This is a genomic window from Gordonia sp. (in: high G+C Gram-positive bacteria) (assembly GCF_020438995.1).
In the GTDB taxonomy this organism is placed as follows: Bacteria; Actinomycetota; Actinomycetes; order Mycobacteriales; family Mycobacteriaceae; genus Gordonia.
Window position 1 is genome coordinate 32,737 of record NZ_JAGQTN010000159.1, and the last position, 23,402, is coordinate 56,138.

24 protein-coding genes are annotated in these 23,402 nt (G+C 66.1%); 18 read left to right on the plus strand and 6 right to left on the minus strand.

Annotated features, from left to right (window positions below; genetic code table 11):
• The first annotated feature begins 293 nt into the window (after positions 1 to 293).
• Complete coding sequence (locus KDB67_RS11705) at positions 294 to 707, plus strand: DUF4189 domain-containing protein (RefSeq protein WP_291015901.1); 414 nt, start codon at positions 294 to 296, stop codon at positions 705 to 707.
• 28 nt (positions 708 to 735) lie between these two features.
• On the opposite strand, the gene KDB67_RS11710 is transcribed toward KDB67_RS11705, so the two are convergent.
• Together KDB67_RS11710 and ramB are read right to left on the minus strand one after the other, a co-directional pair.
• On the minus strand, positions 736 to 2,115 hold the full coding sequence (locus KDB67_RS11710) for a lipase family protein (protein WP_291015903.1): 1,380 nt from the start codon (positions 2,113 to 2,115) through the stop codon (positions 736 to 738).
• 127 nt (positions 2,116 to 2,242) lie between these two features.
• A complete protein-coding gene (gene ramB / locus KDB67_RS11715; RefSeq protein WP_291015937.1) occupies positions 2,243 to 3,691 on the minus strand; it encodes an acetate metabolism transcriptional regulator RamB in 1,449 nt (482 codons plus the stop codon).
• 390 nt (positions 3,692 to 4,081) lie between these two features.
• Between ramB and aceA the strand changes: the two genes are divergently transcribed.
• From aceA to KDB67_RS11730, 3 genes are all read left to right on the plus strand, one after another.
• On the plus strand, positions 4,082 to 5,374 hold the full coding sequence (gene aceA / locus KDB67_RS11720; RefSeq protein WP_291015904.1) for an isocitrate lyase: 1,293 nt from the start codon (positions 4,082 to 4,084) through the stop codon (positions 5,372 to 5,374).
• 233 nt (positions 5,375 to 5,607) lie between these two features.
• Positions 5,608 to 6,498 carry a 3-hydroxybutyryl-CoA dehydrogenase gene (locus tag KDB67_RS11725; protein ID WP_291015906.1) on the plus strand — a complete coding sequence of 297 codons (891 nt, stop codon included), beginning with the start codon at positions 5,608 to 5,610 and terminating at the stop codon, positions 6,496 to 6,498.
• A gap of 170 nt (positions 6,499 to 6,668) precedes the next feature.
• A complete protein-coding gene (locus KDB67_RS11730) occupies positions 6,669 to 7,337 on the plus strand; it encodes a heparin-binding hemagglutinin (RefSeq protein ID WP_291015908.1) in 669 nt (222 codons plus the stop codon).
• A gap of 64 nt (positions 7,338 to 7,401) precedes the next feature.
• On the opposite strand, the gene KDB67_RS11735 is transcribed toward KDB67_RS11730, so the two are convergent.
• A complete protein-coding gene (locus tag KDB67_RS11735; protein ID WP_291015910.1) occupies positions 7,402 to 8,265 on the minus strand; it encodes a PPK2 family polyphosphate kinase in 864 nt (287 codons plus the stop codon).
• Positions 8,266 to 8,348: 83 nt separating this feature from the next.
• Positions 8,349 to 9,128, minus strand: a complete 780-nt coding sequence (locus KDB67_RS11740; protein WP_291015912.1) for a TetR/AcrR family transcriptional regulator — start codon at positions 9,126 to 9,128, stop codon at positions 8,349 to 8,351.
• A 37-nt stretch (positions 9,129 to 9,165) separates the two neighbouring features.
• Here KDB67_RS11740 and KDB67_RS11745 point away from each other — a divergent pair, with 37 nt between their 5' ends.
• From KDB67_RS11745 to KDB67_RS11775, 7 genes are all read left to right on the plus strand, one after another.
• The gene (locus KDB67_RS11745; protein WP_291015913.1) at positions 9,166 to 10,500 is read left to right on the plus strand and encodes a DUF445 family protein; all 1,335 of its coding nucleotides are present in this window, start codon (positions 9,166 to 9,168) and stop codon (positions 10,498 to 10,500) included.
• A 108-nt stretch (positions 10,501 to 10,608) separates the two neighbouring features.
• Positions 10,609 to 11,142 (plus strand): helix-turn-helix domain-containing protein, encoded by a 534-nt coding sequence (locus KDB67_RS11750; RefSeq protein ID WP_291015914.1) that lies wholly within the window; start codon positions 10,609 to 10,611, stop codon positions 11,140 to 11,142.
• Positions 11,139 to 12,035 carry a heparin-binding hemagglutinin gene (locus tag KDB67_RS11755; RefSeq protein WP_291015915.1) on the plus strand — a complete coding sequence of 299 codons (897 nt, stop codon included), beginning with the start codon at positions 11,139 to 11,141 and terminating at the stop codon, positions 12,033 to 12,035. The genes KDB67_RS11750 and KDB67_RS11755 overlap by 4 nt, the downstream gene beginning before the upstream one ends.
• Positions 12,036 to 12,074: 39 nt before the next feature.
• Complete coding sequence (locus KDB67_RS11760; RefSeq protein ID WP_291015916.1) at positions 12,075 to 12,386, plus strand: DUF2516 family protein; 312 nt, start codon at positions 12,075 to 12,077, stop codon at positions 12,384 to 12,386.
• A gap of 52 nt (positions 12,387 to 12,438) precedes the next feature.
• Positions 12,439 to 13,296, plus strand: a complete 858-nt coding sequence (locus KDB67_RS11765; RefSeq protein WP_291015917.1) for a MerR family transcriptional regulator — start codon at positions 12,439 to 12,441, stop codon at positions 13,294 to 13,296.
• A gap of 24 nt (positions 13,297 to 13,320) precedes the next feature.
• Entirely contained in the window at positions 13,321 to 14,403 is a 1,083-nt protein-coding gene (locus tag KDB67_RS11770) for an alpha/beta hydrolase (protein ID WP_291015918.1), read from the plus strand.
• Positions 14,404 to 14,430: 27 nt separating this feature from the next.
• Positions 14,431 to 15,300 (plus strand): SDR family oxidoreductase, encoded by an 870-nt coding sequence (locus KDB67_RS11775; RefSeq protein ID WP_291015920.1) that lies wholly within the window; start codon positions 14,431 to 14,433, stop codon positions 15,298 to 15,300.
• 11 nt (positions 15,301 to 15,311) lie between these two features.
• Here the strand turns inward: KDB67_RS11775 and KDB67_RS11780 are convergent, their stop codons facing one another.
• Complete coding sequence (locus KDB67_RS11780) at positions 15,312 to 16,379, minus strand: UDP-N-acetylmuramate dehydrogenase (protein WP_291015922.1); 1,068 nt, start codon at positions 16,377 to 16,379, stop codon at positions 15,312 to 15,314.
• A 76-nt stretch (positions 16,380 to 16,455) separates the two neighbouring features.
• Here KDB67_RS11780 and KDB67_RS11785 point away from each other — a divergent pair, with 76 nt between their 5' ends.
• From KDB67_RS11785 to KDB67_RS11805, 5 genes are all read left to right on the plus strand, one after another.
• Complete coding sequence (locus KDB67_RS11785) at positions 16,456 to 16,959, plus strand: DUF2505 domain-containing protein (RefSeq protein ID WP_291015923.1); 504 nt, start codon at positions 16,456 to 16,458, stop codon at positions 16,957 to 16,959.
• Between the two features lie 20 nt (positions 16,960 to 16,979).
• Positions 16,980 to 17,489: a DUF2505 domain-containing protein gene (locus tag KDB67_RS11790; RefSeq protein ID WP_291015924.1), complete on the plus strand. Its 510-nt coding sequence runs from the start codon at positions 16,980 to 16,982 to the stop codon at positions 17,487 to 17,489.
• 23 nt (positions 17,490 to 17,512) lie between these two features.
• Positions 17,513 to 18,280 carry a class I SAM-dependent methyltransferase gene (locus KDB67_RS11795; protein ID WP_291015939.1) on the plus strand — a complete coding sequence of 256 codons (768 nt, stop codon included), beginning with the start codon at positions 17,513 to 17,515 and terminating at the stop codon, positions 18,278 to 18,280.
• 147 nt (positions 18,281 to 18,427) lie between these two features.
• Positions 18,428 to 19,240, plus strand: coding sequence for a carbon-nitrogen hydrolase family protein (locus KDB67_RS11800; protein ID WP_291015925.1), 813 nt, complete (start codon positions 18,428 to 18,430; stop codon positions 19,238 to 19,240).
• Positions 19,241 to 19,357: 117 nt separating this feature from the next.
• Positions 19,358 to 20,671 (plus strand): hypothetical protein, encoded by a 1,314-nt coding sequence (locus KDB67_RS11805; protein WP_291015926.1) that lies wholly within the window; start codon positions 19,358 to 19,360, stop codon positions 20,669 to 20,671.
• 3 nt (positions 20,672 to 20,674) lie between these two features.
• Here the strand turns inward: KDB67_RS11805 and purU are convergent, their stop codons facing one another.
• Positions 20,675 to 21,592 carry a formyltetrahydrofolate deformylase gene (purU, locus tag KDB67_RS11810; RefSeq protein ID WP_291015927.1) on the minus strand — a complete coding sequence of 306 codons (918 nt, stop codon included), beginning with the start codon at positions 21,590 to 21,592 and terminating at the stop codon, positions 20,675 to 20,677.
• Between the two features lie 48 nt (positions 21,593 to 21,640).
• Between purU and deoC the strand changes: the two genes are divergently transcribed.
• Together deoC and KDB67_RS11820 are read left to right on the plus strand one after the other, a co-directional pair.
• Positions 21,641 to 22,330, plus strand: coding sequence for a deoxyribose-phosphate aldolase (gene deoC, locus KDB67_RS11815; RefSeq protein ID WP_291015941.1), 690 nt, complete (start codon positions 21,641 to 21,643; stop codon positions 22,328 to 22,330).
• A 138-nt stretch (positions 22,331 to 22,468) separates the two neighbouring features.
• On the plus strand, positions 22,469 to 23,402 hold a 934-nt coding region (locus KDB67_RS11820; RefSeq protein WP_291015929.1), incomplete at its 3' end, for an Ig-like domain-containing protein.

Consider the following 23,402-nt stretch of genomic DNA (forward strand, 5'->3'; position numbering starts at 1 on the left):
CGCACGCCGGCTGAGGTGCGAGCCCCGCGAGCCTCGAAACCGAGGTGAGACTACATTGTCCGCTCACGAGGTTTCGAGGCTTGTCGCTTACGCTCCTCGCACCTCAACCAGCTGAAGGGGTCAGCAACTGCTTCGCCGGACCTCGCCCGATTCGGTCGATATCCTTCGGGTGGATGAATGTGGCGTCTGAGTGTCGGTCGAACAATGGAACATGCGGATGGGGATGCTCAGAACCCCCGTGCGTTGTGCGTATTGTCGACGGGTCCCAATACTTCGCTCGGAAGGCTAACGAAATGAATCTTCTGCCACGCAAGTCCACCGCGGTGCGAGCAGGCCTCGCCACGATGGCCGTCGGAATGGCTGCGACGGGGCTGATCGCCACCGGTCCGGGCGAGGCGCAGGCACGTGACGGCCACTGGTACGGCGCCATCGCGATCTCGCTGGAAACCGGCAACGCGTCGGTGGTGGTCGACTACCCGACGGTCGCTTCGGCGAGGCGGGCCGCGATCCGTAAATGTGGTGCGTACGACTGTGATTGGGCAGTCACCATGGACAACAGTTGCGGTGCGGCCGCACAGAACCCATACACCCGGCGCTGGGGTTACTCATACGCGCCGACGCGCGCTCGCGCCGAGCGTCTGGCCAAGAGCAAGGCCGGTGGCGGACGCACGATCGTGTGGGGTTGCACCACCCGTCCGCGCTACTGACCTGCGCTGAAAGCCGGCCTCACCGCCGTCAGCAGTTGTTGGGGGCGGGTTTGCCCTGTAGGCGGTTGTCGAGCCAGGTGAGGGCGTCGGGAAATCCGGTGACCGTCGCCAGGAAGTGTTCGCCGGGGACCTCGCGGTAGGTGACGTTGGCGCCGAGCCGGCACTGCTGCGCGAACAGATTGCGGGTGCCGGCGGGCGGAATCCAGAACTCCTGGGCGCCCTGGTAGATATACAGCGGTACCACCGACTTCTTGTCGGCCATCTGGGTGATCTTGTAAATATGCTGGGCCACAGGTGAATTGAACGGATCATTGTCGTTCGATAGCAGCTGTGACGGCATGAACGTCAGCCCGCCCAGGATTCCCCAGGTGGCGCAGCCGTCCTTGAGTGGTGAGGTCACCAGCCACTTCGTCGCATTGTTGGCGAGGGTGAGCAGTTCGGGACGTTCGCGGGCCACCCCGAACATGGCCTCGTGGAACAGACCGGTCGCCAGGTTGGCGTTCATGCTGGCCGAGAGGATCCGGTAGTCGGCGGGAACGCCGCCCATCGCCGCCCCCACGAGTCGGGGCGCGATGTCGGGGGCGTACTCGCCGGCGAGTTTGGTGGCGCCGTTGGTGGCGATAGCCCCGCCCGAGTAACCGGTCATCCCGACTCGGGAATCGCTGAAAGCCTTTGCATCGTAGTTGGATACGGCTCGGATCGAGTCGAGGACGATGTGTCCGGCGGTGGTCGGTTCGGCGTAGGCCATCCGCGGTCCCTGATGGTCGGGGACGATCACCGCATACCCGCGGTGCAGGGACAGTTGGGTGGTCGGCGGGAAGAAGTCGGTGGTGTTGGTGTCGCCGCTGAAGCCGTGGGCCAGCGTGTAACCCGAGGTGCATTTGGTGCCCATCGAATCGATCGGCAGATTATTCACCACGATGGGGCGCGCGCCGCCGCGGGTCCACCGGGAACGGGGGACGACCAGCGTGGCGGTTCCGAACGACGGCTGCCCCAGTGCATCGGTGCTGACGAACTTGATCTGCTGCGCGTAGCGGATGGGTACGGTGACCAGCGGCGCGGCTACCCGCGTGACGTCGCGGGTACGCAGAATGGTGCCCGGCTTCTGGCCGGCCAGATTCTTGGGCCACGCGTCGAAGAATGCGTCACCCACCGGCGACGGCAGGATCGCCGCCCGCAACTCCTGGACGCTGTGCGGATAGCCGGGCGCCTTCGCCCGGTCGGGGATGGTCTTGAGGCGTGGATACGGTGCGGGCGGGACCACCGAGTCGATGGTCTTGGTGACCTGCTCGGGCACCGGGCGCATGTTGGGCGGCACCGCCGAAGCGGTGACTGACGTCGACATCCATAGTGTCGCCGCCACGATGAGCACGCCTGCGCCACGTGTGAACCCTGAAACGCGCCGCATCCGGCCTCCCGTCCTGTGGTGCCACGTGAAAGTCGAGGTGGCGCGAAGTCGCACTTTATTGGTGTGGATTGGTGCCGGTGTGGGAACGGACCGCTAGTTACAAAGCTGTGATGATGGCCGGGTGGGGTCAGTTCATGTAGGGGGAGACGCTGCTGCGGTGTTCGTTGATGCGCAGCGTCGAGCCGAGGGGCGGGAAGGCGCGCTGGGTGCAGTTGGCGCGTTCGCAGACGCGGCAGCCGGCGCCGATCGGGGTGATGCTGGCCTGCGGGCCGATCTCGAGGCCGTCGGAGTAGATGACGCGGCCGGCGTGGCGCAATTCACAGCCCAGGCCGATCGCGAACGTCTTGCCGGGCTGGCCGTAGCGGGTAGCGCGGCGCTCGACGGTGCGTGAGACCCAGAAGTAGTCGCGGCCGTCGGGCATCTCGGCGATCTGGGTGAGGATCTTGCCGGGGGAGGCGAAGGTCTCGTACACCGCCCACAGTGGGCAGGTGCCCCCGCTGGAGGAGAAGTGGAAGCCGGTCGCGGACTGGCGTTTGGACATGTTGCCGGCCCGGTCGACGCGGACGAACGACCACGGGATGCCGCGCAGATTCGGCCGCTGCAGAGTGGACAGCCGATGGCAGATCGTCTCGAAGGAGACTGCGTAGAAGGCGGACAGGCGTTCGATGTCATAGCGGAAATCCTCCGCGGCGCCGTGGAACTGGCCGTACGGGAGGATTGCCGCCGCGGCGAAGTAGCTGGCCAGGCCGGTCAGCGCCAGCGAGCGTGAGGTGTCGTCGGAGAAGTTGCCCTCGGCGACGAGTCCGTCGAGGAGGTCGCCGAACTCCAGGTAGGCGAGTTCGGCGGCGAGCCGGAAGGTGCGCCCGCCCGCCGACAGCGCGTTGGAGATGTCGAGTCTGCGAGTCTCGGGATCGAAGTTGTGCAGCACGTGATCGCCCATGTCGACGCGGGTGACGATTGTGACGCCGTGCGCATCGCTCAGGCGCTGGGCGATACCGCGCCGGATGTCGGCCGAATGCATCCGCATCCGGCTGGTCATCTCCTCCGCGGCGACGTCGAGCTCGTGGATGTAATTGCGCCGCTGATAGAAGAAGTCGCGCACCTCCTCGTGCGGGGCGGTGATGGTGCCGCGTCTGCTGCGGTCGCCGCGTTCGTCGGTGGCCGCGGCGAGTTGGTCGGTGACGATGCGGTAGCGCCGGTGCAGGTTGACCATGGCCTGCGCCATCGCCGGGTGCGAGGCGACCAGACCGCTGATCGCCTGCGCGTCGGTGGCCTCTGCGGGGGCGTCGACGTCGTCGTCGAACAGCGCCTCGCGCAGCTCGGCGATCAGGCGCATGTCGTCCTGGGCGTCGAAGAAGCCGTCGTCGACGCCGAAGCGTTCGGTGATCTTCGCCAGGACCTTGGCGGTCATCGGCCGGGCGTCGTGCTCGATCTGGTTCAGGTACGACGGTGAGATGCCGAGCGCGCCGGCCAGCGCGATCTGCGAAAGGCCCTGCTCGGAGCGGAGTCTGCGCAGGCGAGCGCCGACGAACGGCCGGGCGTGGGTTTTGCCGGTCCCTGTGGTGATTTTGCCCATCGGATCAGCGACGTCGCGTAGTGTGAGCTTGCTCACATGATTGATCGAGGGAGGGCGGAGTCGGGCTTACCGCCCGGTAAGCAGGGTGCCGGGCCGGCGCCCGGGTACCGGTCACCAAAATCCCAGTACGCGCGTACTTTTTTATTCTCCGTCCCGTCGATTTCACATCTCCAGCTTCGCAAACTTTGCAAAATTTTGCCCGACTGTGGCTCCGATTCGCATTCGTCAGGTGTTTGACCTGCGAGTTTTCTTTGTGGCAACCTCGTTTCAGACATCACCGGCACCCCACCGCGGATTCGCAAATCGAACGCGCAGTGCTGTGTCGGCCGTCTCCTCAGGCAAGCGGCTCGCAAGAGCTGATCGCAGGACATTGAGAAAGCGAAGTAGGCAATGAGCAACGTCGGAAAGCCCCGCACAGCCGCGGAAATCCAGCAGGACTGGGACACCAACCCCCGGTGGGCGGGCATCACGCGCGACTACAGCGCCGAGCAGGTCGCCGAGCTGCAGGGCAACGTCATCGAGGAGCACACCCTCGCTCGCCGCGGCGCCGAGATCCTCTGGGAGGGTGTCACCAAGGGCGACGACAGCTACATCAACGCACTCGGTGCCCTCACCGGCAACATGGCCGTGCAGCAGGTGCGCGCCGGCCTCAAGGCCATCTACCTCTCCGGCTGGCAGGTCGCCGGTGACGCCAACCTCTCGGGCCACACCTACCCCGACCAGTCGCTCTACCCGGCCAACTCGGTGCCGAGCGTCGTCCAGCGCATCAACAACGCCCTGCTGCGCGCCGACGAGATCGCCCGCGTCGAGGGTGACACCTCGGTCGACAACTGGGTCGTGCCGATCGTGGCCGACGGCGAGGCCGGCTTCGGTGGCGCCCTCAACGTCTACGAGCTGCAGAAGGCCATGATCAAGGCCGGCGCCGCGGGCACCCACTGGGAAGACCAGCTCGCCTCGGAGAAGAAGTGCGGCCACCTCGGTGGCAAGGTGCTCATCCCCACCCAGCAGCACATCCGCACCCTGACCTCGGCCCGTCTGGCCGCCGACGTCGCCAACACCCCCACCGTCGTCGTCGCCCGTACCGACGCCGAGGCCGCCACCCTGCTGACCTCCGATGTGGACGAGCGTGACCGTCCGTTCCTCGACGGCACCCGCACCTCCGAGGGCTTCTACGGCATCAAGAACGGCATCGAGCCCTGCATCGCCCGTGCCAAGGCCTACGCTCCCTACGCCGACCTGATCTGGATGGAGACCGGCAAGCCCGATCTCGAGCTGGCCAAGCAGTTCGCCGAGGCCGTCAAGTCCGAGTACCCCGACCAGCTCCTGGCCTACAACTGCTCGCCTTCGTTCAACTGGAAGCAGCACCTGGACGACGCGACCATCGCGAAGTTCCAGAACGAGCTCGGCGCGATGGGCTTCAAGTTCCAGTTCATCACCCTGGCCGGCTTCCACGCCCTCAACTACTCGATGTTCGATCTGGCCTACGGCTACGCCCGCGAGCAGATGAAGGCATACGTCGACCTGCAGGAGCGCGAGTTCGCCGCCGAGAGCCGTGGCTACACCGCCACCAAGCACCAGCGTGAGGTCGGCGCCGGCTACTTCGACCGGATCGCTACCACCGTCGATCCCAACACCTCGACCGCAGCGCTCAAGGGCTCGACCGAAGAGGGCCAGTTCCACTAGGAGTTGCCGACCGGAGCCGTGCACCGCGGTTCCGATCAGACTGCCGACGTCGCGTCGAGGTCGAATGCCTACCGATCGCGACGTGACGCCCAGCTGACACGCCGGGGTGGGCGGGACTTCCCCGCCTGCCCCGGCGCTGTCATATCCGCGCCCAGGCGCTTGTCATATACGGGTGCGGGTGACCGTGACCTGTCTGTCCCGCCTGTACCGATTGCCTTCAGCGAGGAGCCGCCGTGACGCCCCAGGCGATCTGCAGGGTCGGCGTGGTCGGCGCCGGTCAGATGGGTGCCGGCATCGCCGAGGTCTGCGTCCGGGCGGGCACCGACGTGCTGGTCTACGACAGGACCCCCGAACTCGCCGCCGACGGCCGGGCCCGTGTGCTGCGCTCGCTCGATCGCGGTGTGTCCGGCGGCAATATCACCGCACGCGAACGCGACCAGGCGTCGTGGCGGCTGACGTTCACCTCCGACCTGACGACGTTCGCCGACCGGCAATTGGTCATCGAGGCCGTCGTCGAGGACGAGAGCGTCAAGACCGGCCTGTTCGCCGAACTCGATGCGATCGTGACCGATCCCGATGCGGTGCTCGCGTCGAGTTCGTCGTCGATCCCGATCCTCAAGCTGGGCATGGTAACTGCCGACCCCGGCCGGGTGATCGGCATGCACTTCTTTCATCCGGTCGCGGTGCTGCCGCTGGTCGAGTTGGTGGGCACACTGCTGACCACGGCCGAGACATCCACGCGCGCAGAGGCTTTCGCACACGACGTCCTCGGCAAGCAGGTGGTGCACTCGGACGACAGGTCCGGGTACATCGTCAACGCGTTGCTCGTGCCGTATCTGCTGTCGGCAATTCGTATGGCAGAGAGCGGATTTGCTTCTGTCGACGACATCGACAAGGGGATGACTCTCGGCTGCGCGCACCCGATGGGGCCGCTGAAGGTGGCCGATCTGGTGGGCCTGGACACCGTCAAGGCGATCGCCGACAAGATGTACGAGGAGTTCCGCGAACCCCTGTACGCGCCGCCGCCACTGTTGCTGCGCATGGTCGACGCGGGTCATCTGGGCAAGAAATCGGGCCGCGGATTCCACACCTATGGCGCAGCCCCCTCCAGTGCCGCTCGGTGAGGTCAGCCACAATGCTAGCTAGGCGCTTGCATTTGCTAGCAATGCGCGCTTACCGTGGAGAGGTCAGAAAAACACCCACCGCCCAACCCCGCCACTTCGGTAGGCGCACGAGGACCGCATCCGGGCCCGTGAGTTGAAGGGTAAAGGGTACAGGACCTAAGGAGTTCGACATGACCACTCTCGCCACCCCCCTCTACGCAGTCGTCGGCGCCGGCGATCTGGCCCTCACCCAGCTCAACGAGGCCGTCGCCTCGCTGCGTGAGCGCACCGAAGCCGCCACCGAAGACGCCCAGGCCCGCTTCGAAAAGGCCAAGGTTCGCTTCAACGAGCTGCCCGAAGAGGTTCCGGCCAGCCTCGAAGAGCTCAAGGGCAAGTTCACCGCCGATGAGGTCAAGGAGCAGGTCGACGCCTACGTCGCCCTGGCCACCACCTTCTACAACGGCCTGGCCGAGCGCGGCGAAGAGGCTCTCGACCGTCTGCGCACCCAGCCGCTGGTCGCCGAGAACATCGAGCGCGCCGAGAAGGTCTACAACGACGCCGTCGAGCTGACCGAGGACGCCCTGGGCGTCGTCTCGACCCAGACCCGCGCCGTCGGTGAGCGTGCCGCCAAGCTGGCCGGCACCGTCAGCGGCAAGACCGTCGACGCCGCCGCAGCCGTCGAAGAGGCCGCCGAAGGTGTTGCCGAGAAGCTCGAAGAGGCCGCTGTGGCCATCGAGGACGCCGGCGCCAAGGTCAAGGCCGACGCCGAAGAGGCTGCTGCCGACGTCGCCACCAAGGCTCCGGCCCGCAAGGCTCCCGCCAAGAAGGCTCCGGCCAAGCGCGCCCCGGCCGCCAAGTAATTTCGCGTAGCAACAACACCCCCGTGGTCTTTGAGACCACGGGGGTGTTTGTAGTCAGTGTGGTTCAGTCGAGGGCGGCGACGCGGGCGCGCTCGGTCTCGATGTCGAAATCGGCTTTGGGCCAGTCCAGTTCGAGGTTTTCCAGGGTCTCGATCAGGAGTTCGCAGATCGAGAGCCGGGCGAACCACTTCTTGTTGGCGGGAATCAGGTGCCAGGGTGCCGAGTCTTTGTCCGTCTTGTCGAAGATCGCCTGATACGCCTCGAGGTAGTCGTCCCAGAACCCGCGCTCGTCGATGTCGCCCGGATTGTATTTCCAGTACTTGTCGGGGCGTTCGAGCCGTTCGGCCAGCCGCGCCTTCTGCTCGTCCTTGGACACGACGAGCGCGCATTTGATCACGGTGGTGCCCGCGGCGACGAGTTCGGATTCGAACGCGTTGATCAGTTCGTAGCGCCCCGACCATTCCGACTCGGGCACCAGATTGTGCACGCGCACCGGGAGCACGTCCTCGTAGTGGGAGCGGTCGAAGATGCCGATCCGGCCCGCGGGCGGCAGCGCCTTGCGGATACGCCACAGGAAGTCGTGTTCGAGTTCTTCCTTGGTGGGTTTGCCGAAACCCCTGATCGTCAGCCCCTGTGGGTCGACGAGACCGCCCACGTGCCGGACGATGCCGCCCTTGCCCGCGGTGTCCATGCCCTGTAGCACCAGCAGCACCGAACGGTTGTCGCCCGCCCGTCCGTTGGCGTACAGCAGTTCCTGCAGGTCGGCCATGACCTGGCCGCGTTCGGCGAGCAGGCTTTCGCCGAACTCCTTGTCGCCGTCGAAACCGGGTGTCGACTCGGCGTCGAACTCGGCTATCGGTCCGGTCGCGCCGACCCGGAGCGCCTCGGTGGCGGTTGCGTTCCATCCTGGCTTGCGGTGTCGTGACATGTGCATCCCTTCAGACGCGTGCGAACTGATACTGCCAACAGGTTCTACTCGCGGAGTCCGGCCGCCGGTGGAGGAAATTCAGATCACGGGGGTGTAATCCGCGGCGGGGCCGCCAGGAACTCCTCACGTGATCCGTTGACGGCGACGATGCCCACGATCGAACTCCACACGAACATCGTCAGATAGTCGATCACCTCGCCGACCGAATCGCCGCCCTCGGCCATCCACCAGTCGACCGAACGGGTGATCGACCCGACCAGCGCGTGCGCCCACACCCCGACGCCCGAGATGTCGGCGCCGCGTTCGGTGAGCCGCATCGTGATCAGGACGGTGATCAGCTCGATGACCAATTTCTCCGAGTCGGCGCTGATCATGGCGTCGCCGGACTGCGAGGTCAGGGCGAATCGGTACAGATTGGGTTCGTCGGCCACGGAGGTGACATACACCTCGATCACGGTCCGGGTCAGCGAGTACTCGTCCGCATCGTCGGTGATGGCTGAGGTCAGGCGCGGCAGGATGGTCGACTCGAAGATCCGCGCGGCCATCGCCAGGCGCAGGTCGTTCTTGTCGGTGAAGTAGCGGTACAGCACCGTCTTGGACACCCCGATATGGGTCGCGATGTCGTCCATGCCGACGTCGGCGCCGAGCTCGTGCACCGCGCCGATCGCCCCGTCGATCAGATCGGTGCGCCGGGTGAGCCGATGCTGCTCCCAGCGCAGTTTGCGGCCGTCGGTCTTGCCGTCCTGATCGCCGCGGGCGGCCGTGATGTTGGCCAGCAACACCTGTTCGATGCTGCGCGTCATCGCGCCGGCCGCGGAAACTGCTGCACGGGCCGCGGCTGCGGGACTGGGACGGGTGGCCACGTGGCAAGCGTAGTGGCTGGTGCGCAAGACTGGTCCAATGCGGCAGATACAGGACGTAAGCCCTGCACCCACGAAGCCCCCGGCCCCGCCGTCGACAGCGTTTGCCCTGGGCGACAGCGCCGCCGACGCACAACGTCGCCGGGACCTGACGAAGATGAAGGTCGTCGCCACCGGATGTCTGGTGGTCGCGGCGATCATCTACCTGTTCACCAGGTATCTCGAACATCGCGACGGCCACGACGTCGCGGCGTGGGTGGGCTATGTGCGCGCCGCGTCGGAGGCCGGGATGGTGGGTGCCCTCGCCGACTGGTTCGCGGTGACCGCTCTGTTCCGGCATCCGCTGGGGCTGCCGATCCCGCACACGGCGCTGATCCGTAAGAAGAAGGACGACATCGGCGATCAGCTCGGCGGGTTCATCGAGGACAACTTCATGACACCCGCGGTCATCGAGCATCGGGCATACACCTTGGAACTGCCGCGCAGATTGTCGACATGGGTGGCCGATCCGGCCAATTCCGACCGGATCGCCGATGAGGTGGCACGGGGCTTCTCCCTCGCGGCGGAGATGCTGCGCGACGAGGACATCGAAGGGCTGATCACCTACGCAATCAAGTGGGCGGGCGAACCGCAGTGGGCGCAGCCGCTGGGGCGGGTGCTCGAACAGCTGATCACCGAGGACAGGCTCGAACCGGTCTTCCAGCTCGCCTGCGACAAGGCGCACGACTGGGCGCTGGGCAGCCAGTGGCTCATCGACCGGATCATCGACGAGGACGTGGGGCCGTCGTGGAAGCCGAAGTTCGTCAACACGCTGCTCGGCGACCGGATCTACCGCGAACTGGTCGACTTCACGTACAAGGTGCGCGCCGACCCCGGACATCCGGTGCGTCGGTCGATGCACACCTTCGTCCGCGACTTCGCTGACGATCTGCAGCACGATCCGGAGATGATCGCGCGGTTCGAGGCCATCAAGAACGAGTTGCTCGGCCGTGACGAGGTGGGCAACGCGGCGTCGACGGCCTGGAAGACCGGCAAGGCGGTGATCGAGCAGATGCTCGAGGACCCCAACAGCACGCTGCGAAACTCGCTGTCGGACGCCGTTGTCCAGCTCGGTGTGCGGATTCGCGACGACCGGCCGCTGCAGGAGAAGATGAACGGCTGGGTGGCGCGTTCGGGCAAGCACATCGCCGAGAACTATTCGCGTGAGATCGTCTCGGTGATCACCGAGACGGTGCGCGGCTGGGATGCGGACGAGACCAGCAAGAAGATCGAACTCCAAGTGGGCCGGGATCTGCAGTTCATCCGGATCAATGGAACAGTCGTCGGTTCGCTGGCCGGGCTGGCCATCTATACGGTGTCGGTGCTGATCTTCTGACAGCATGTGATCGGATTGGCGGATGTGTACCCGGGTTGAACCAGATCACCACTGCTTGCATTTGTTAGCACTCGTGCGGATACTGGACCCTGCGATGAGAAAGCGAGTGTGACGGTGACAACGGACGGCGAGTCGGCCACCGGCGACGAGTCAGCAAACCACGGCGACGGAACCGGTGTCGCCGATGGCGGCCCTGTCGACGCCGTCGCGCACGCCGCCCAGGACGCGGTCACCCACGCCGCGCAGGACATCGGCACCTTCATCCGTTCACAGCGGGTCGCCGCCCAGGTGTCGCTGCGGCAACTGGCCGAACGGGCCGGGGTGTCCAATCCGTACCTCAGTCAGATCGAACGCGGCCTGCGCAAACCGTCGGCCGACGTGCTCGCACAGATCGCCAAGGGCCTGCGCCTGTCGGCCGAGGTGCTGTACGTTCGCGCGGGAATCCTGGAAGAGCGCCCGGCCAGCCCGGTGCGCGACGCACTGATCGCCGACGACGCGATCAGTGAACGACAGAAGCAGATGCTGCTGGAGATCTACGAATCCTTCCGCAAGGAGAACGCCGAAACGGCCCAGTCGGGGTTGCTGCAGGAGTTCGCATCGCGACAGGAAGATCCAGACCGACGAGGAAGAGACAACACATGACCGACAATCGACTGACCGCCGCATTCGGTCAGGTGGCCGACATCGTCGAACAGCTCCGCGATCGGGGCGAGGTCGTCAGCGGGCAGGTCGCCGGCAGGCTGTCGTCCGGGGTCGAGGACGCCAAGGAGAGCGCGCAGACCCGGCTCGAAGCGGCGCAGGCCGCCTTCGATGACGCGGTGGCGCAGGCCCTGGCCCGGTTCGACAAGGCCAAGGACAAGCTGTCGGTGGAACTGCCGGAGGAGTTCGAGGAACTGCTCGCCAAGTTCTCGCCCGAGGAACTGCGCAAAGTCGCCGAGGCGTACCTCGGTGTGGCCGCCGCGATCCTCAAGGCCCTGCAGGAGCGGGCCGCGACCCTGGGGCTGCCGGTGGCCGGTAAGTCCGGCGGGGCCGGCACCGACGGGGAGACCGACGAGCCTGCGCCGCTCGCGGTTGCGGCTCCCGTGGAGCCTGTTGTCGAGAAGAGCATTGTCGAGAAGCCGGTCGTCGAGAAGCCGGTTGTCGAGAAGGATGTTGCCGAGAATCCTGTAGCCGAGGAGCCTGCGGCTGAGAAGACGGCGCCGGCCAAGACCGCGGCCGCGAAGAAGGCCGCGCCCGTCAGGAGCGCCCCGGCCAAGAAGGCTGCTCCGGCCCGCACCGCCGCGGCCAAGAAGGCGGCTCCCGCCAAGAAGGCCGCTCCGGTCAAGAAGGCCGCCCCGGCGAAGGCCGCTGCGACGACGACGGCGGCAGCCCAGAACACGGCAGCCCAGAAGGCAACAGCCCAGAAGGCGGCCCCTGCCAAGAAGGTGCCGGCGAAGAAGACACCCGCCAAGAAGGCCGCCGCGACCCAGACACCGGCTGCGAAGGCCACCGGAACGGCTCGCAAAGCAGCACCGGCGAAGCGGACGGCCAAGTAGCCGGCACGTCGGGTCACCGGGGGTCACTACAGTGGACCCGTGACTATCGCATCGTTTCTGGACTATGGCCGTAATCTCGTCCTGCTGCTGATCACCGTTGCCGCCGGTATCGCGTCCGCCGTCGCGCTGGCGCACGCAGCGGTCCAGCGTCCCGACGCGTTTACCGCCGTCGACCGCCAGAGCAAGGTGTTCTGGGTGTCGATCCTGGCCGCGGCAACTCTGTTCATCTGGCTGTTCGGCGCCATCGGGATGCTCGGCATCATCGGTGTTGTCGCTATGCTCGTCTACCTTGTCGATGTGCGGCCGCGCGTCGACGCGATCCAGGGCAAGTCCTGGTTCAGCAAGAAGTAGCGTGCAAGCTCGCGATGGGCGTGCTCATATGAGGCGAAGAGAGGTCTGCGCGGTGGCGAACGAGTACCGGATCACCGATCTGGCGAAGGCGGCCGATGTCAGCGTCCGCAATATTCGCGTGTACCAGGATCGTGGTCTGCTGCCGCCGCCGAAGATTCTCGGACGCACCGGTTGGTATTCCGAAGAACATCTCGTTCGGCTGAAACTGATATCCGGGATGCTCGACCGCGGCTACACGTTCGCCACGATCAGTGAGCTGCTGCACGCCGCCCATCATGGGATGAAAGTGGAACAGGTGCTGCGGGGCACGCCGAAATCGGGCCGCTTCCGCAACTTCAAACGTGCCGCCACCATCACGATCACCGAATTGCGCAACAGTCTCGGCGCCAGCGACCGGACCATCGCGCTCAGCCAGAAGCTCGGCCTGCTCACCAAGGACGGCGCGCATTACGCCATCCGCAACCCCGAGGTCCTCGAAGGCGCCGAGGTGCTGGTCAAGAGCGGCATCGAGATTGACGTCCTGCTCGACCGCTGGGTGCGGGTGCAGGACGACCTCGCCGACGTCGCGAAGAGTTTTGTCTCCATCATCACCGACAAGTATTTCAACGAGAATCTGCCCAATCTCGGGGACAAGGCGATCAAAGAGATGGCTGAATTGATCCAGACGGTCCGGCCGATGGCGCACGATATCGTCGAGACCACCTTCCGCAAGGCGCTCGACGAGCAGATCTCCAAGGCGATCGGTGAGGCGTCGACGTACTTCAACGCGTCGCCGTCGGCCACCAGGGACGCCGCCGAGCAGGCTGTCGAGGGGCAGGCTGTCGAGGGGCAGGCCGTCGAGGGGCAGGCCGTCGACGATGGCCCCACCGACGATAAGCCGGAGCCGGATACCGGGAGCGCGGCGGAATAGGCCGCATCGGATGAGGAGCATGAAGTGACACGTAAATCGGTGATCGGTTACGGGGGCGCCGCGCTCCTCGGCGGTGCTGCGGCGGGTGTCGGCGCGGGCGTCGGGTTGCTGTTCGGGGCCATCACCTGGGAGGCGATCCGCGGTGCACGGCCCCTTGACGACGGACCCGACGACCAGTTGGCATCACCGGCTGAACGCGTGGCCGGGACCGTACTCACCGCCGATGGCACCCGCCTCAACGTCGTCACCTATGGGCCGTCCGCGCGGGAGCAGGCCGATCGGGACGTGATCGTGTTCGTGCACGGATGGACGTGCACCACCGAGTACTGGAATCCGCAGCTGAACCACCTGCTCGCCGGCAGTTCCGGCGATCGCACCGTGGTGGCCTACGACCAGCGTGGGCACGGCCGCAGTGAACTCGGTACGCGCAAGCTGTCGGTCGACATCCTCGGACAGGATCTCGACGCGGTGCTCTCCCAAGTGGTGCCACCGGGACGTAAGGCCGTTCTCGTCGGGCACAGCATGGGCGGGATGACGATCATGTCGTGGGCGCAGCAGTTCCCCGACCGGGTCGCGCAGATCGCGTCGTCGGTGGTTCTGGTGTCCACCGCAGCGGCCGACGTGGTGCAGAACATCGACGTGCTGCCACAGGTTTTTCCGCGCTACACCACACCGTTCCGGCCGCTGGTGACCAAGATGATCACCTCGACGCCGATCCCGTTGCCACGCACCGCAGTCGGGCATCGCGTGGCTCATTACGCGACCCTCGGGCCCGACGCTCGGGTGGCACACGTCAACTTCGTCGACGACCTGGTGTGCAACTGCAGCGCCCGTGCCCGCGCAGGCTGGGGTTCGGCGATGGGCAAGCTGAACGTCACCAGCGGCCTGCGGAATCTGACGGTCCCGGTGACCGTCGTCGTCGGCAGCGCCGACCGTCTCACCCCGCCCGCACATGCGGACTTCATGGCGGAAATGTTGCGCCACAACGGAACCCTGCGTGACTACGTCACCTATGACGGCGTCGGCCACATGCTGAGCATCGAGGCCGAGGACGATTTCAACATCCTCCTCGACAAGGTCCTGGCCGAGATTTCGCCTATTTCGTGACGGCCGTCGCAGGGCTATCGTGACAGGATGAGCGTTGCGGGAAAGACCGTACTGATCACCGGTGGCGGTAACGGAGTGGGTGCCGAGACGGCGCGTCAACTGCGTGCCAGGGGTGCGAACCTCGTGCTCACCGACGTCGATCGCAGCGCGCTCGACGGCGTCGTCGGTGAACTGGGCGCCGGGCACGCGCTCGGCATCGTCGCCGATGTGACCGATCTGGCGGAGATGGAGTCGGCGGTGGCCGCCGCCACCGAACGTTTCGGCGGTGTGGACGTCGTCGTAGCGAACGCCGGAATCGCCTCGTACGGAAGTGTTCTCAATGTGGACCCGGCAGCCTTCTACCGGGTGATCGACATCAACATCAAAGGTGTGTTCAACACCGTCAGGGCCGCTCTGCCGTCGATCATCGAGCGCCGGGGTTATGTTCTCGTCGTCTCTTCGCTCGCGGCATTCGCCACCGGGGCGGGTATGGCCCCCTACAGCGCGTCGAAAGCGGCGGTGGAGAACTTCGCCAACACCCTGCGGCTGGAGGTGACCCATCTCGGCGTGGCCGTCGGCAGCGCCCACATGAGCTGGATCGACACCCCGCTGGTCCGTGATGCCAAATCCGACCTGCCGTCATTCGGCAAGATGATCAGCAGACTGCCCCCGCCACTGAGTAAGACGACCTCCGTCGACAAGTGCGGGAAGGCGTTCGTCAAGGGGATCGAGAAACGCAAACGACGCGTGTACTGCCCGGGGTGGGTGGGTGTGTTGCGGGTGATCAAGCCGCTGCTGTCCACCGCGGTCGCGGAGGCCTCGGTCGGCAAGGACGCCGCGACACTCATCCCGGAGAGTGACGCGGAGATCGCGGCGCTCGGGCGGTCGGTATCCGCCCGCTACGTCAACGACGAGTGATCGGACACGCGTTAGATTTCGCAGCCGACGAGGACCGGTTCGGGATGTAGGTCGACGCCGAAGGCGTCGCGGACTCCGGAGCGGACCTCGCGGGCCAATGTGAGTAGGTCTTCGGTGGTTGCTGGTCCCCGATTGGTCAGGGCGAGTGTGTGTTTCGTGGACAGGCGGGCGGGAGCATGTTCGCCCGGGTGGCCCTTGGCGAAACCGGCTCGTTCGATCAGCCAGCCGGCGGAGAGTTTCACCGCGCCATCGGGGGCCGGGTACTGCGGGATCGTCACGTCCTTGCCCAGGCGGGTCCTGATCCGGTCCAGGATCTCCGGCGCGCGGGCGGCGTCGACGATGGGGTTGGTGAAAAACGAACCGGCACTCCAGGTGTCGTGATCGTCGGGGTTCAGGACCATGCCCTTGCCGCCGCGTAGCGACAGGACGGCGGTGCGGACGTCGGCAGCGTCGGCGTCCTGTCCGGCGTCGACGCCGAGAGCGGTGAACAGTTCCCGGTAACGAAGCGGCCTGCTCCGGCGGTCGGGGGTCAGCCAGAACGACACCGCCACAACAACTTTGTCGGCGCGATACTTGAGAATGCTGCTGCGGTAACCGAGTTCGAGATCATCCGGGGTCAGGGTGCCGGCGGTGCGGGTGGCACGGTCATAGACGTCGACCGACCGCAGAATGTCGGCGATCTCCACCCCGTAGGCGCCTACATTCTGTACCGGGGTGGCGCCGGTGGAACCGGGAATCCCGGACAGGCATTCGAGGCCGCCGAAGCCGTTGTCGATGGTCGCGGCGACCAGCGTGTCCCATTCCAGACCGGCATCCGCGCTCACGTACGGCTTACCGTCCTCATCGGCGGCGAAGGTGTATCCCGAACTCTCGATGACCACCGCGGTGCCGGGGAAACCGTCGTCGCCGATCACCAGGTTGGAACCGCCGCCGACGATCAGCACCGGGGTGCCGGCGTCGTCGAGCGCAGCGAGGGTCGCGATGAGTGAGGTGGTATCGGCGCAGCGCACCACATCGCGTGCGGGGCCGCCGAGGCGCAGCGTGGTCAGCCCGGACAAGAGCAGCGAGGAATCGGTCACGAAGTCAGCCTAATGACCGGCGGCCAGTGTCATGAACTTCGCCGACTTCGTCGGCTGGAGCGGTACCGTTACGGCCATGGCCACCAGGTTCGAGCATTCCGTCGACTACCCGTTCTCCACCGCCAGACTGTGGGAACTGTTCTCCGTCGAGAACTACTGGATCGATCTGCTCAAGGAGATCAACGGCGACTACGGTGTGCTGGAGGAATTCACCCGCGCCGGCGACACCGTCACCGTCGCGATGACCCAGAGCATCCCGGAAGCCAAACTGCCGTCGATCATCACCACCGTCCGCCGGGGCGATCTGAAGATTCCGCGCCGCTTCACCCTCAAATACGCGGGCGGCAACATCAGCGGCGACACCAAGGCGAGCGTGTCCGGGGTGTCGGCCGGCATCACGGGGAGCCAGATCAGTTCCGGTGACAAGGCGTCGACGCTGTACCGCGGAGAGATCAAGGTGTCGATACCGTTCGTCGGCGGCAAGATCGAGAGAATCGTCAAGAATGAGCTGGTGGACCTGTTCAACAGCGAACGCGACGAGACCATCAGCTGGGAAAGCCGAAACAGAAGCCAGGGGTAGGCCACTGTAGCCTGAATCGCATGGCAAGACGGCTCAGCTACTCCGCGCGCTACCCGTACCCCGCGGAACAGGTCTATCGGGCGCAGACCACACCGCGGTACTGGTACGAGATGATGGCGGGTTTCGAGATGTTCTCGCCCAAATGTGAGGTGGTCGACTTCACCTCCGACGATTCGGGCCTCAAGGTGGTCCTGCAGCAGACCATCGGCCGCGACCAACTGCCGCCGATCGCACAGACCGTCCTCAAGAAGGACATGGTGATCACCCGCGAGGAATCGTTGGGGATCTTCGATCCGGGTATGACCAAGGGCGATTACACCGCGTCGATCCCGGCGGGACCGGGCAGCCTCAAAGGCTGGCAGGAACTGTTCCCCACCGATACCGGCTGCACCCTGCGCAAGACCAGCGAGGTCAAGGTCTTCGTGCCGTTCGTCGCCGGCAAGCTCGAACAGCTGATGCTGGTCAACCTCGTCGACCTGTTCCGCGCGGAGGCCGCCTACGCCAAGGACTGGATCGTCAAGAACTTGTGAGCGCTGCCCGGGCATCGGGGCGCATCACCCGCGGCACCACCAACATCAACCGGTTGCGCCGCGTCGATCGTTGGATGGCGCATGAGCCGGCTGTCGTTGCCGCGCTGACCGGTCATGCGCGTCCGCTGGTCATCGACCTCGGTTATGGGGCCCGTCCGGATACGGCCGTGGAGATGGCCGGCCGGTTGCGTGTCGTCGCGCCCGATCTGGAGATGGTGGGGTTGGAGATCGACCGCGATCGGATCGTCGAACCCCGTGACGGGGTGCGGTTCGCGCTCGGCGGTTTCGAACTCGCCGGGCTGCGGCCAACGCTCGTGCGGGCGTTCAATGTGCTGCGGCAGTACGACGAGGGCGAGGTCGAGGCCGCGTGGGGGCAGATGCGGTCGGCGCTGGCACCGGGCGGGCTGATCGTCGAGGGTACGTGCGATGAGATCGGGCGGCGCTGCTGCTGGGTGCTGCTCGACGCCGACGGGCCGCGGTCGCTCACCTTCAGTTGGTCGCCCGCACATACCGGATATCCGTCGGAGCTGGCCGAACGGCTGCCCAAGGTGCTTATCCATCACAATGTGCCGGGCGAACCTGTCCACGAGTTGCTGGCCGCCGCCGATCGGTGTTGGGACATGGCCGCCGGCTTCGCCCCGTTCGGGCCGCGGGTCCGGTGGCGGCAGGCGCTGGCGTTGCTGCGGGAGTCGGGGGTTCCGGTGCGGGTGAGTCGGCGGCCGACTCGGGACAATGTGCTGACGGTTCCGTGGGGTGCGGTCAGGAGCCTCGGGTCACCGGACCCTTCGTGACCCTCGCTCCTTCGTCGCTTCGGCCTCAGGGATCAAGGAGATTTGGTCGCTCGTTCGTCGTATCGGCTGCAGGGATCAAGAGGGTGGCTCCGTTTCCTTTGATGCGGGCGAACTCGCTACGTGGCCGGGCGGCATATCCTGGTGGTCATGCGAGTTGCGATGGCGCAGATCAGCTCCGGTACCGATCCCGCGGAGAATCTGGAACTGGTGGCGGCGGCCACCGAACGGGCGGCGGCCGGAGGGGCCGAACTTGTGGTGTTCCCGGAGGCGACGATGTGCCGGTTCGGGGTGTCGCTCGGCCCGATCGCGCAGCCGCTCGACGGGCCGTGGGCCGACGGGGTGGCCGAGATCGCGGCGCGGAACGGGGTCGGGGTGGTGGCCGGGATGTTCACGCCCGACGGTGATCGTGTGAAGAACACCCTGCTGGCCGTGACACCCGACGGGGAACGGGCGGGCTACGACAAGATTCACCTGTACGACGCGTTCGGGTTCGCCGAATCACGGACCGTCGCGCCCGGCGCCGAACCGGTGATCATCACCGTCGCCGGTTGCCGCGTCGGCCTGGCCACCTGCTACGACATCCGGTTTCCGCGGCTGTTCACCACCCTTGCCCGCGCCGGCGCTGATCTGATCGTCGTGCCGGCGTCGTGGGGGGCCGGGCCGGGCAAAGTGCATCAGTGGCAGACCATGGCCACCGCGCGGGCGCTCGACTCGACCGCGTTCGTCGCGGCCGTCGGGCAGGCCGAACCGGCCGATCCGCAGGTCGCGGCGTCCGGGGCGCCCACCGGAATCGGACACAGCCGCATCACAGATCCCTTCGGTAGCGTGGTCGCCGAATACGGCAGCGCTCCCGAGGTCGGCGTCCACGACATCGACCTCGCCGCTGTCGGCAAGGCCCGCACCGCGCTGGCCGTCCTGGACAACGAGCAGCACATCACGGAACCTCGTCTGGCGTTCTGACGTTGTCCGTAGGTACCCGGGCCTGACGTGCCTGATGACGACGAGAACTGGGCGGGGAGCGAGGACGCGGCAGGCACCCGTCCCGAACCCTGCCACCGGAGAATCTAGGACCGACGTATGAGTGATGAACACCGGCCCGACGCGACGGTCGGCGACCCTGATCAGTGGACCGCCGCGGGTGAGGACACCCTCGACGGTTCTGCAGCCGTCGACGGACCGGGATCGTCGCCCACTCAGGAGAACGCGACCCAGCCCGTCGACCCCGATCGCACCGTGCACGGTACCGGGCCGGCGGATCCGGATCAGACCCTGCGCGGCGTCGAACAAGTGAACCTGGACGTGCCGCCGTACGAGACCGGACCGGTCGATTTCGGGAAGACCGCGCGCGGTTCGGATGTGAGCGAATCACCGGATTCGCGGTTCGCGGCCACGGCGTCGCGGCCGACGATCCCCGGGTCCGCGCCGGTGCGGACCGACGACACGGGCACCATGAAGATCGAACCGCAGTCCGCGTTCAGCGGAACTCAGGCATACTCCCAGGTCGAAGGCGCCGGCCGGGTGCCGACCACGCCGTTCGACCACGGTGAGGACACCGCGCATCTCGGCGGGCAGACCCCGCCGCCGGCCGGACACGGTGGTGGTGTGGTCGCCAGTTCGCCGTCGCGGCGCAACCGCGGCAAGATCCTCGCCTGGACGTCGGCGACGTTGGCGCTGGTGTTGGTGATCGGGCTCGTCGGCAGCGAACTGTTCTTCCGCAATCGCGCACAGAGCTGCATGGAGAAGGCGTTCAGTGACCTGACGGGCTCACCGACGAACGTCGCCCTGTCCAAGAAACCGGTCCTGCTACAGGCGATGAGCAACGAGTTCCCGTATGTGCAGGTCGACACCAAGAACGAATCCGGCACCGGCATGACATTGCACGCCCGGGCCGAGGGTATCCAGCGCTCCGGTGACGACACGACGATCCGCAGTCTCGACGGCACCGGATCGGTCCCCTTCGACCGGGTGACCGAACTCGGCGAACAAGCTCAGGACCAGAATCAGTCGGGCGGCGGGGGTCTGCTCAGTGCCGGCGAGATCACCAAGGTGTCGGGCAACGCCGCCGACGGCACCGTGTCCATCGAGGCCAGCGTGAAGGCACTGTTCCTGTCGATCCCGGTGTCGACGACGATCAAACCGGTCGTCGAGGACGGCAAACCGCATTTCGAGGTGCAAAAGGCCAACGCCTTCATCTTCGGTGTGCCGTCCGACTTCGCCCAGCAGATCGTCGACGAGGTCACCACCACCATGTTCGGGACCTTCTTCGACGAGGTGAGCATCGACAACCTCAAGGTCACCGATACCGGCGTCGACTTCACCGTGTCGGGCAGCGACGTCAAACTCATCGCCGACAACAACACCGTCGCCGGCAACACCGTGAAGTGCGGCTGATTCTCAGCTGAAGACGACGGTCTTGCGGCCGTGGACCAGAACGCGGTCCTCGAGGTGCCAGCGCAGGCCGCGGGCCAGGACCAGGGTTTCGATGTCGCGGCCCTGACGGACCATGTCGGCGACCGAATCACTGTGGTCGATGCGAATGACGTCCTGCTCGATGATCGGTCCGGCGTCGAGGTCGGCGGTCACGTAGTGGCAGGTGGCGCCGATCAGTTTGACGCCCCGCGCGAACGCCTGATGGTAGGGGCGGGCGCCGACGAAGCTGGGCAGGAAGCTGTGGTGGATGTTGAGCGCCCGGCCCGCCCACGCCTCACACAGGATGGGCGGCAGGATCTGCATGAACCGGGCCAGGACCACCGCGTCCGGGTGGTAACTGTCGACGATGCTCGCGACCTGCGCGAACGACTGTGCCTTGCGCTCGGCGGTGAACGGTACGTGGTGGAACGGGATGCCGAACCGTTCGGTCAGTTCGGCCAGGTCGGCATGATTGCCGACGACTGCGCTGATCGTGGCGGGCAGTTCACCCCGGTGGGCGCGCCCGAGCAGGTCGATCAGGCAGTGCGATTCCTTGCTCACCAGCAGCACCACCGACTTGGCCGCGGCGGGGTCGGTGAGCTTCCATTCCGCGTTGAGCGGGTCGCCGACCTCGGTCTGGAATCTGGCCGCGATCTCGTCACGGGTCAGCGTCACGGCGTCGGCGCGGATCGCCTGCCGGGTGAAGAACCATCCCGAATCGGGGTCCGAATGGTAGCCGGCCTCGGTGATCCAGCCGCCGATGTCGGCCAGGAATCCGGAGATCCGGGCGACGATGCCCGTCGTGTCGGGGCAGCCGAGGGTCAGGACGTAGCGGTCTGTACCCGAAGATGAAGGGCCGGAAAACGAGGGGCTTGAGGACGAAGGCCCGGTCGGTGAAGTCACATCGTCAAGTGTGCCAAGCTCGACTGTGTGACCAACAACGACCTCAGGGTGACCGACACCGATCTCATCACCCGCTATCCGCGCCGCGACGTCGCGGCCATCGTCGACCACACGCTGCTCAAACCGGAGGCCACCCGCGCGGACGCCGAGGCCGCGATCGCCGAGGCCGTCGACCTCGGGGTGTTCTCGGTGTGTCTGTCACCGTCGATGCTGCCGATCGACACCGGGATCGTGTATACCTGCGCCGTCGCCGGATTCCCGTCGGGGAAGCATCATTCGCTGGTCAAGGCGGCCGAGGCGCGGCTGGCCGTCGACACCGGCGCCGACGAGATCGACATGGTGATCGACGTCGGAGCCGCGGTCAACGGCGACTACGACGAGGTGTTCGCCGACATCCTGACCGTGCGGGAGGCCATCGGGCGGGAGAAGGTCCTGAAGGTGATCATCGAATCGGCTGCGCTGCTGGAGCTTTCGGGTCCGGATGCGGTGACGCAGGTGTGCAAGCGGGCGGTGACCGCCGGCGCCGACTACGTCAAGACCTCCACCGGTTTTCATCCGCTCGGCGGGGCGAGCGTCGAGGCGGTCGAGTTGATGGCCGCGGCCGTCGGCGACGGCGCCGAGATCAAGGCATCCGGCGGCATCCGGACCGCCGAATTCGCCGCCGCACTCATCGATGCCGGAGCCACCCGTCTCGGATTGTCGGGCTCACGGGCGGTCCTGGACGGTTTCGCCGAGTAGCGCGATCTGTCGGGTGTCGATCTCGGTGCCGGTCTTGCCGGGATCGGGGTGGTGCGAGTCGTGATTTCAGCCACTCAGGGCACAATTGCACCGTCGCACATAGCGTGACACGCATGGTTCGCCGGTAGATTTGATGGGATGAACTGGCAGTGTCACCCGGATCAACCGCACCTCAACCGACGCACAGTGCTGGTCGCGGCGGGCATCGGTGTGGCCGGGCTGGTCGCGGCGGCGTGCGGCACCGGATCCGACGACGACAAGAAGGACACCGGGCCCAAGAAGCCGAAGGTGTCGGTCGCCTACACCCCGGACCTAGCCTCGCCGGACGCCCCCAACCCGACGGACGAGTTCTCGGTGAAGGCGAGTAAAGGTACGTTCAACCCGGACGTGAAGCTGCTGAACCCGCAGGGTGTGGCCGTCAAGGGCGAATTGTCCGACGACCGCACCACCTACACGATCACCGAACCGCTCGGCTACGGCGCCACCTACACTTGGCGCGGCACGGCCGTGGGTTCGGACAACCTGCCGGTGAAGGTGCGCGGCAGGTTCACCACGCTCACCCCCGACGCGCAGCCCAACGTGGTCATCAACGTCGCCGACGGCCAGGAAGTGGGCATCGCCGCTTCGCTCATCCTCAAGTTCGACAGCACCATCGACGACAAGGCCGCCGTCGAGAAGGTCCTCAAGGTCACCACCACACCCGAAACCGAGGGCAGTTGGGCGTGGCTTGGTGAGGACGACGGATCGCGCGTGCACTGGCGGCCCCGCGAATACTGGAAACCGGGCACCAAGATTCATCTCGACGCCAAGCTGTACGGGCTGAGGATGGGCGAGGGGGTCTACGGCGCCGCGGACATGACCAGCGACTTCGCCATCGGGCGGTCGCAGATTGTCAAGGCCGAGGCGTCCTCGCACCAGATCGTGGTGATCCGCGACGGTTCGACACTGATGACGCTGCCGTGCAGCTACGGCGAAGGGGACCTCGACCGTAACGTCACCCGCAGCGGGATTCACGTCGTGTCCGAAATGCACGAAGATTTCTATATGACCAATCCGGCCGCCGGATACTTCA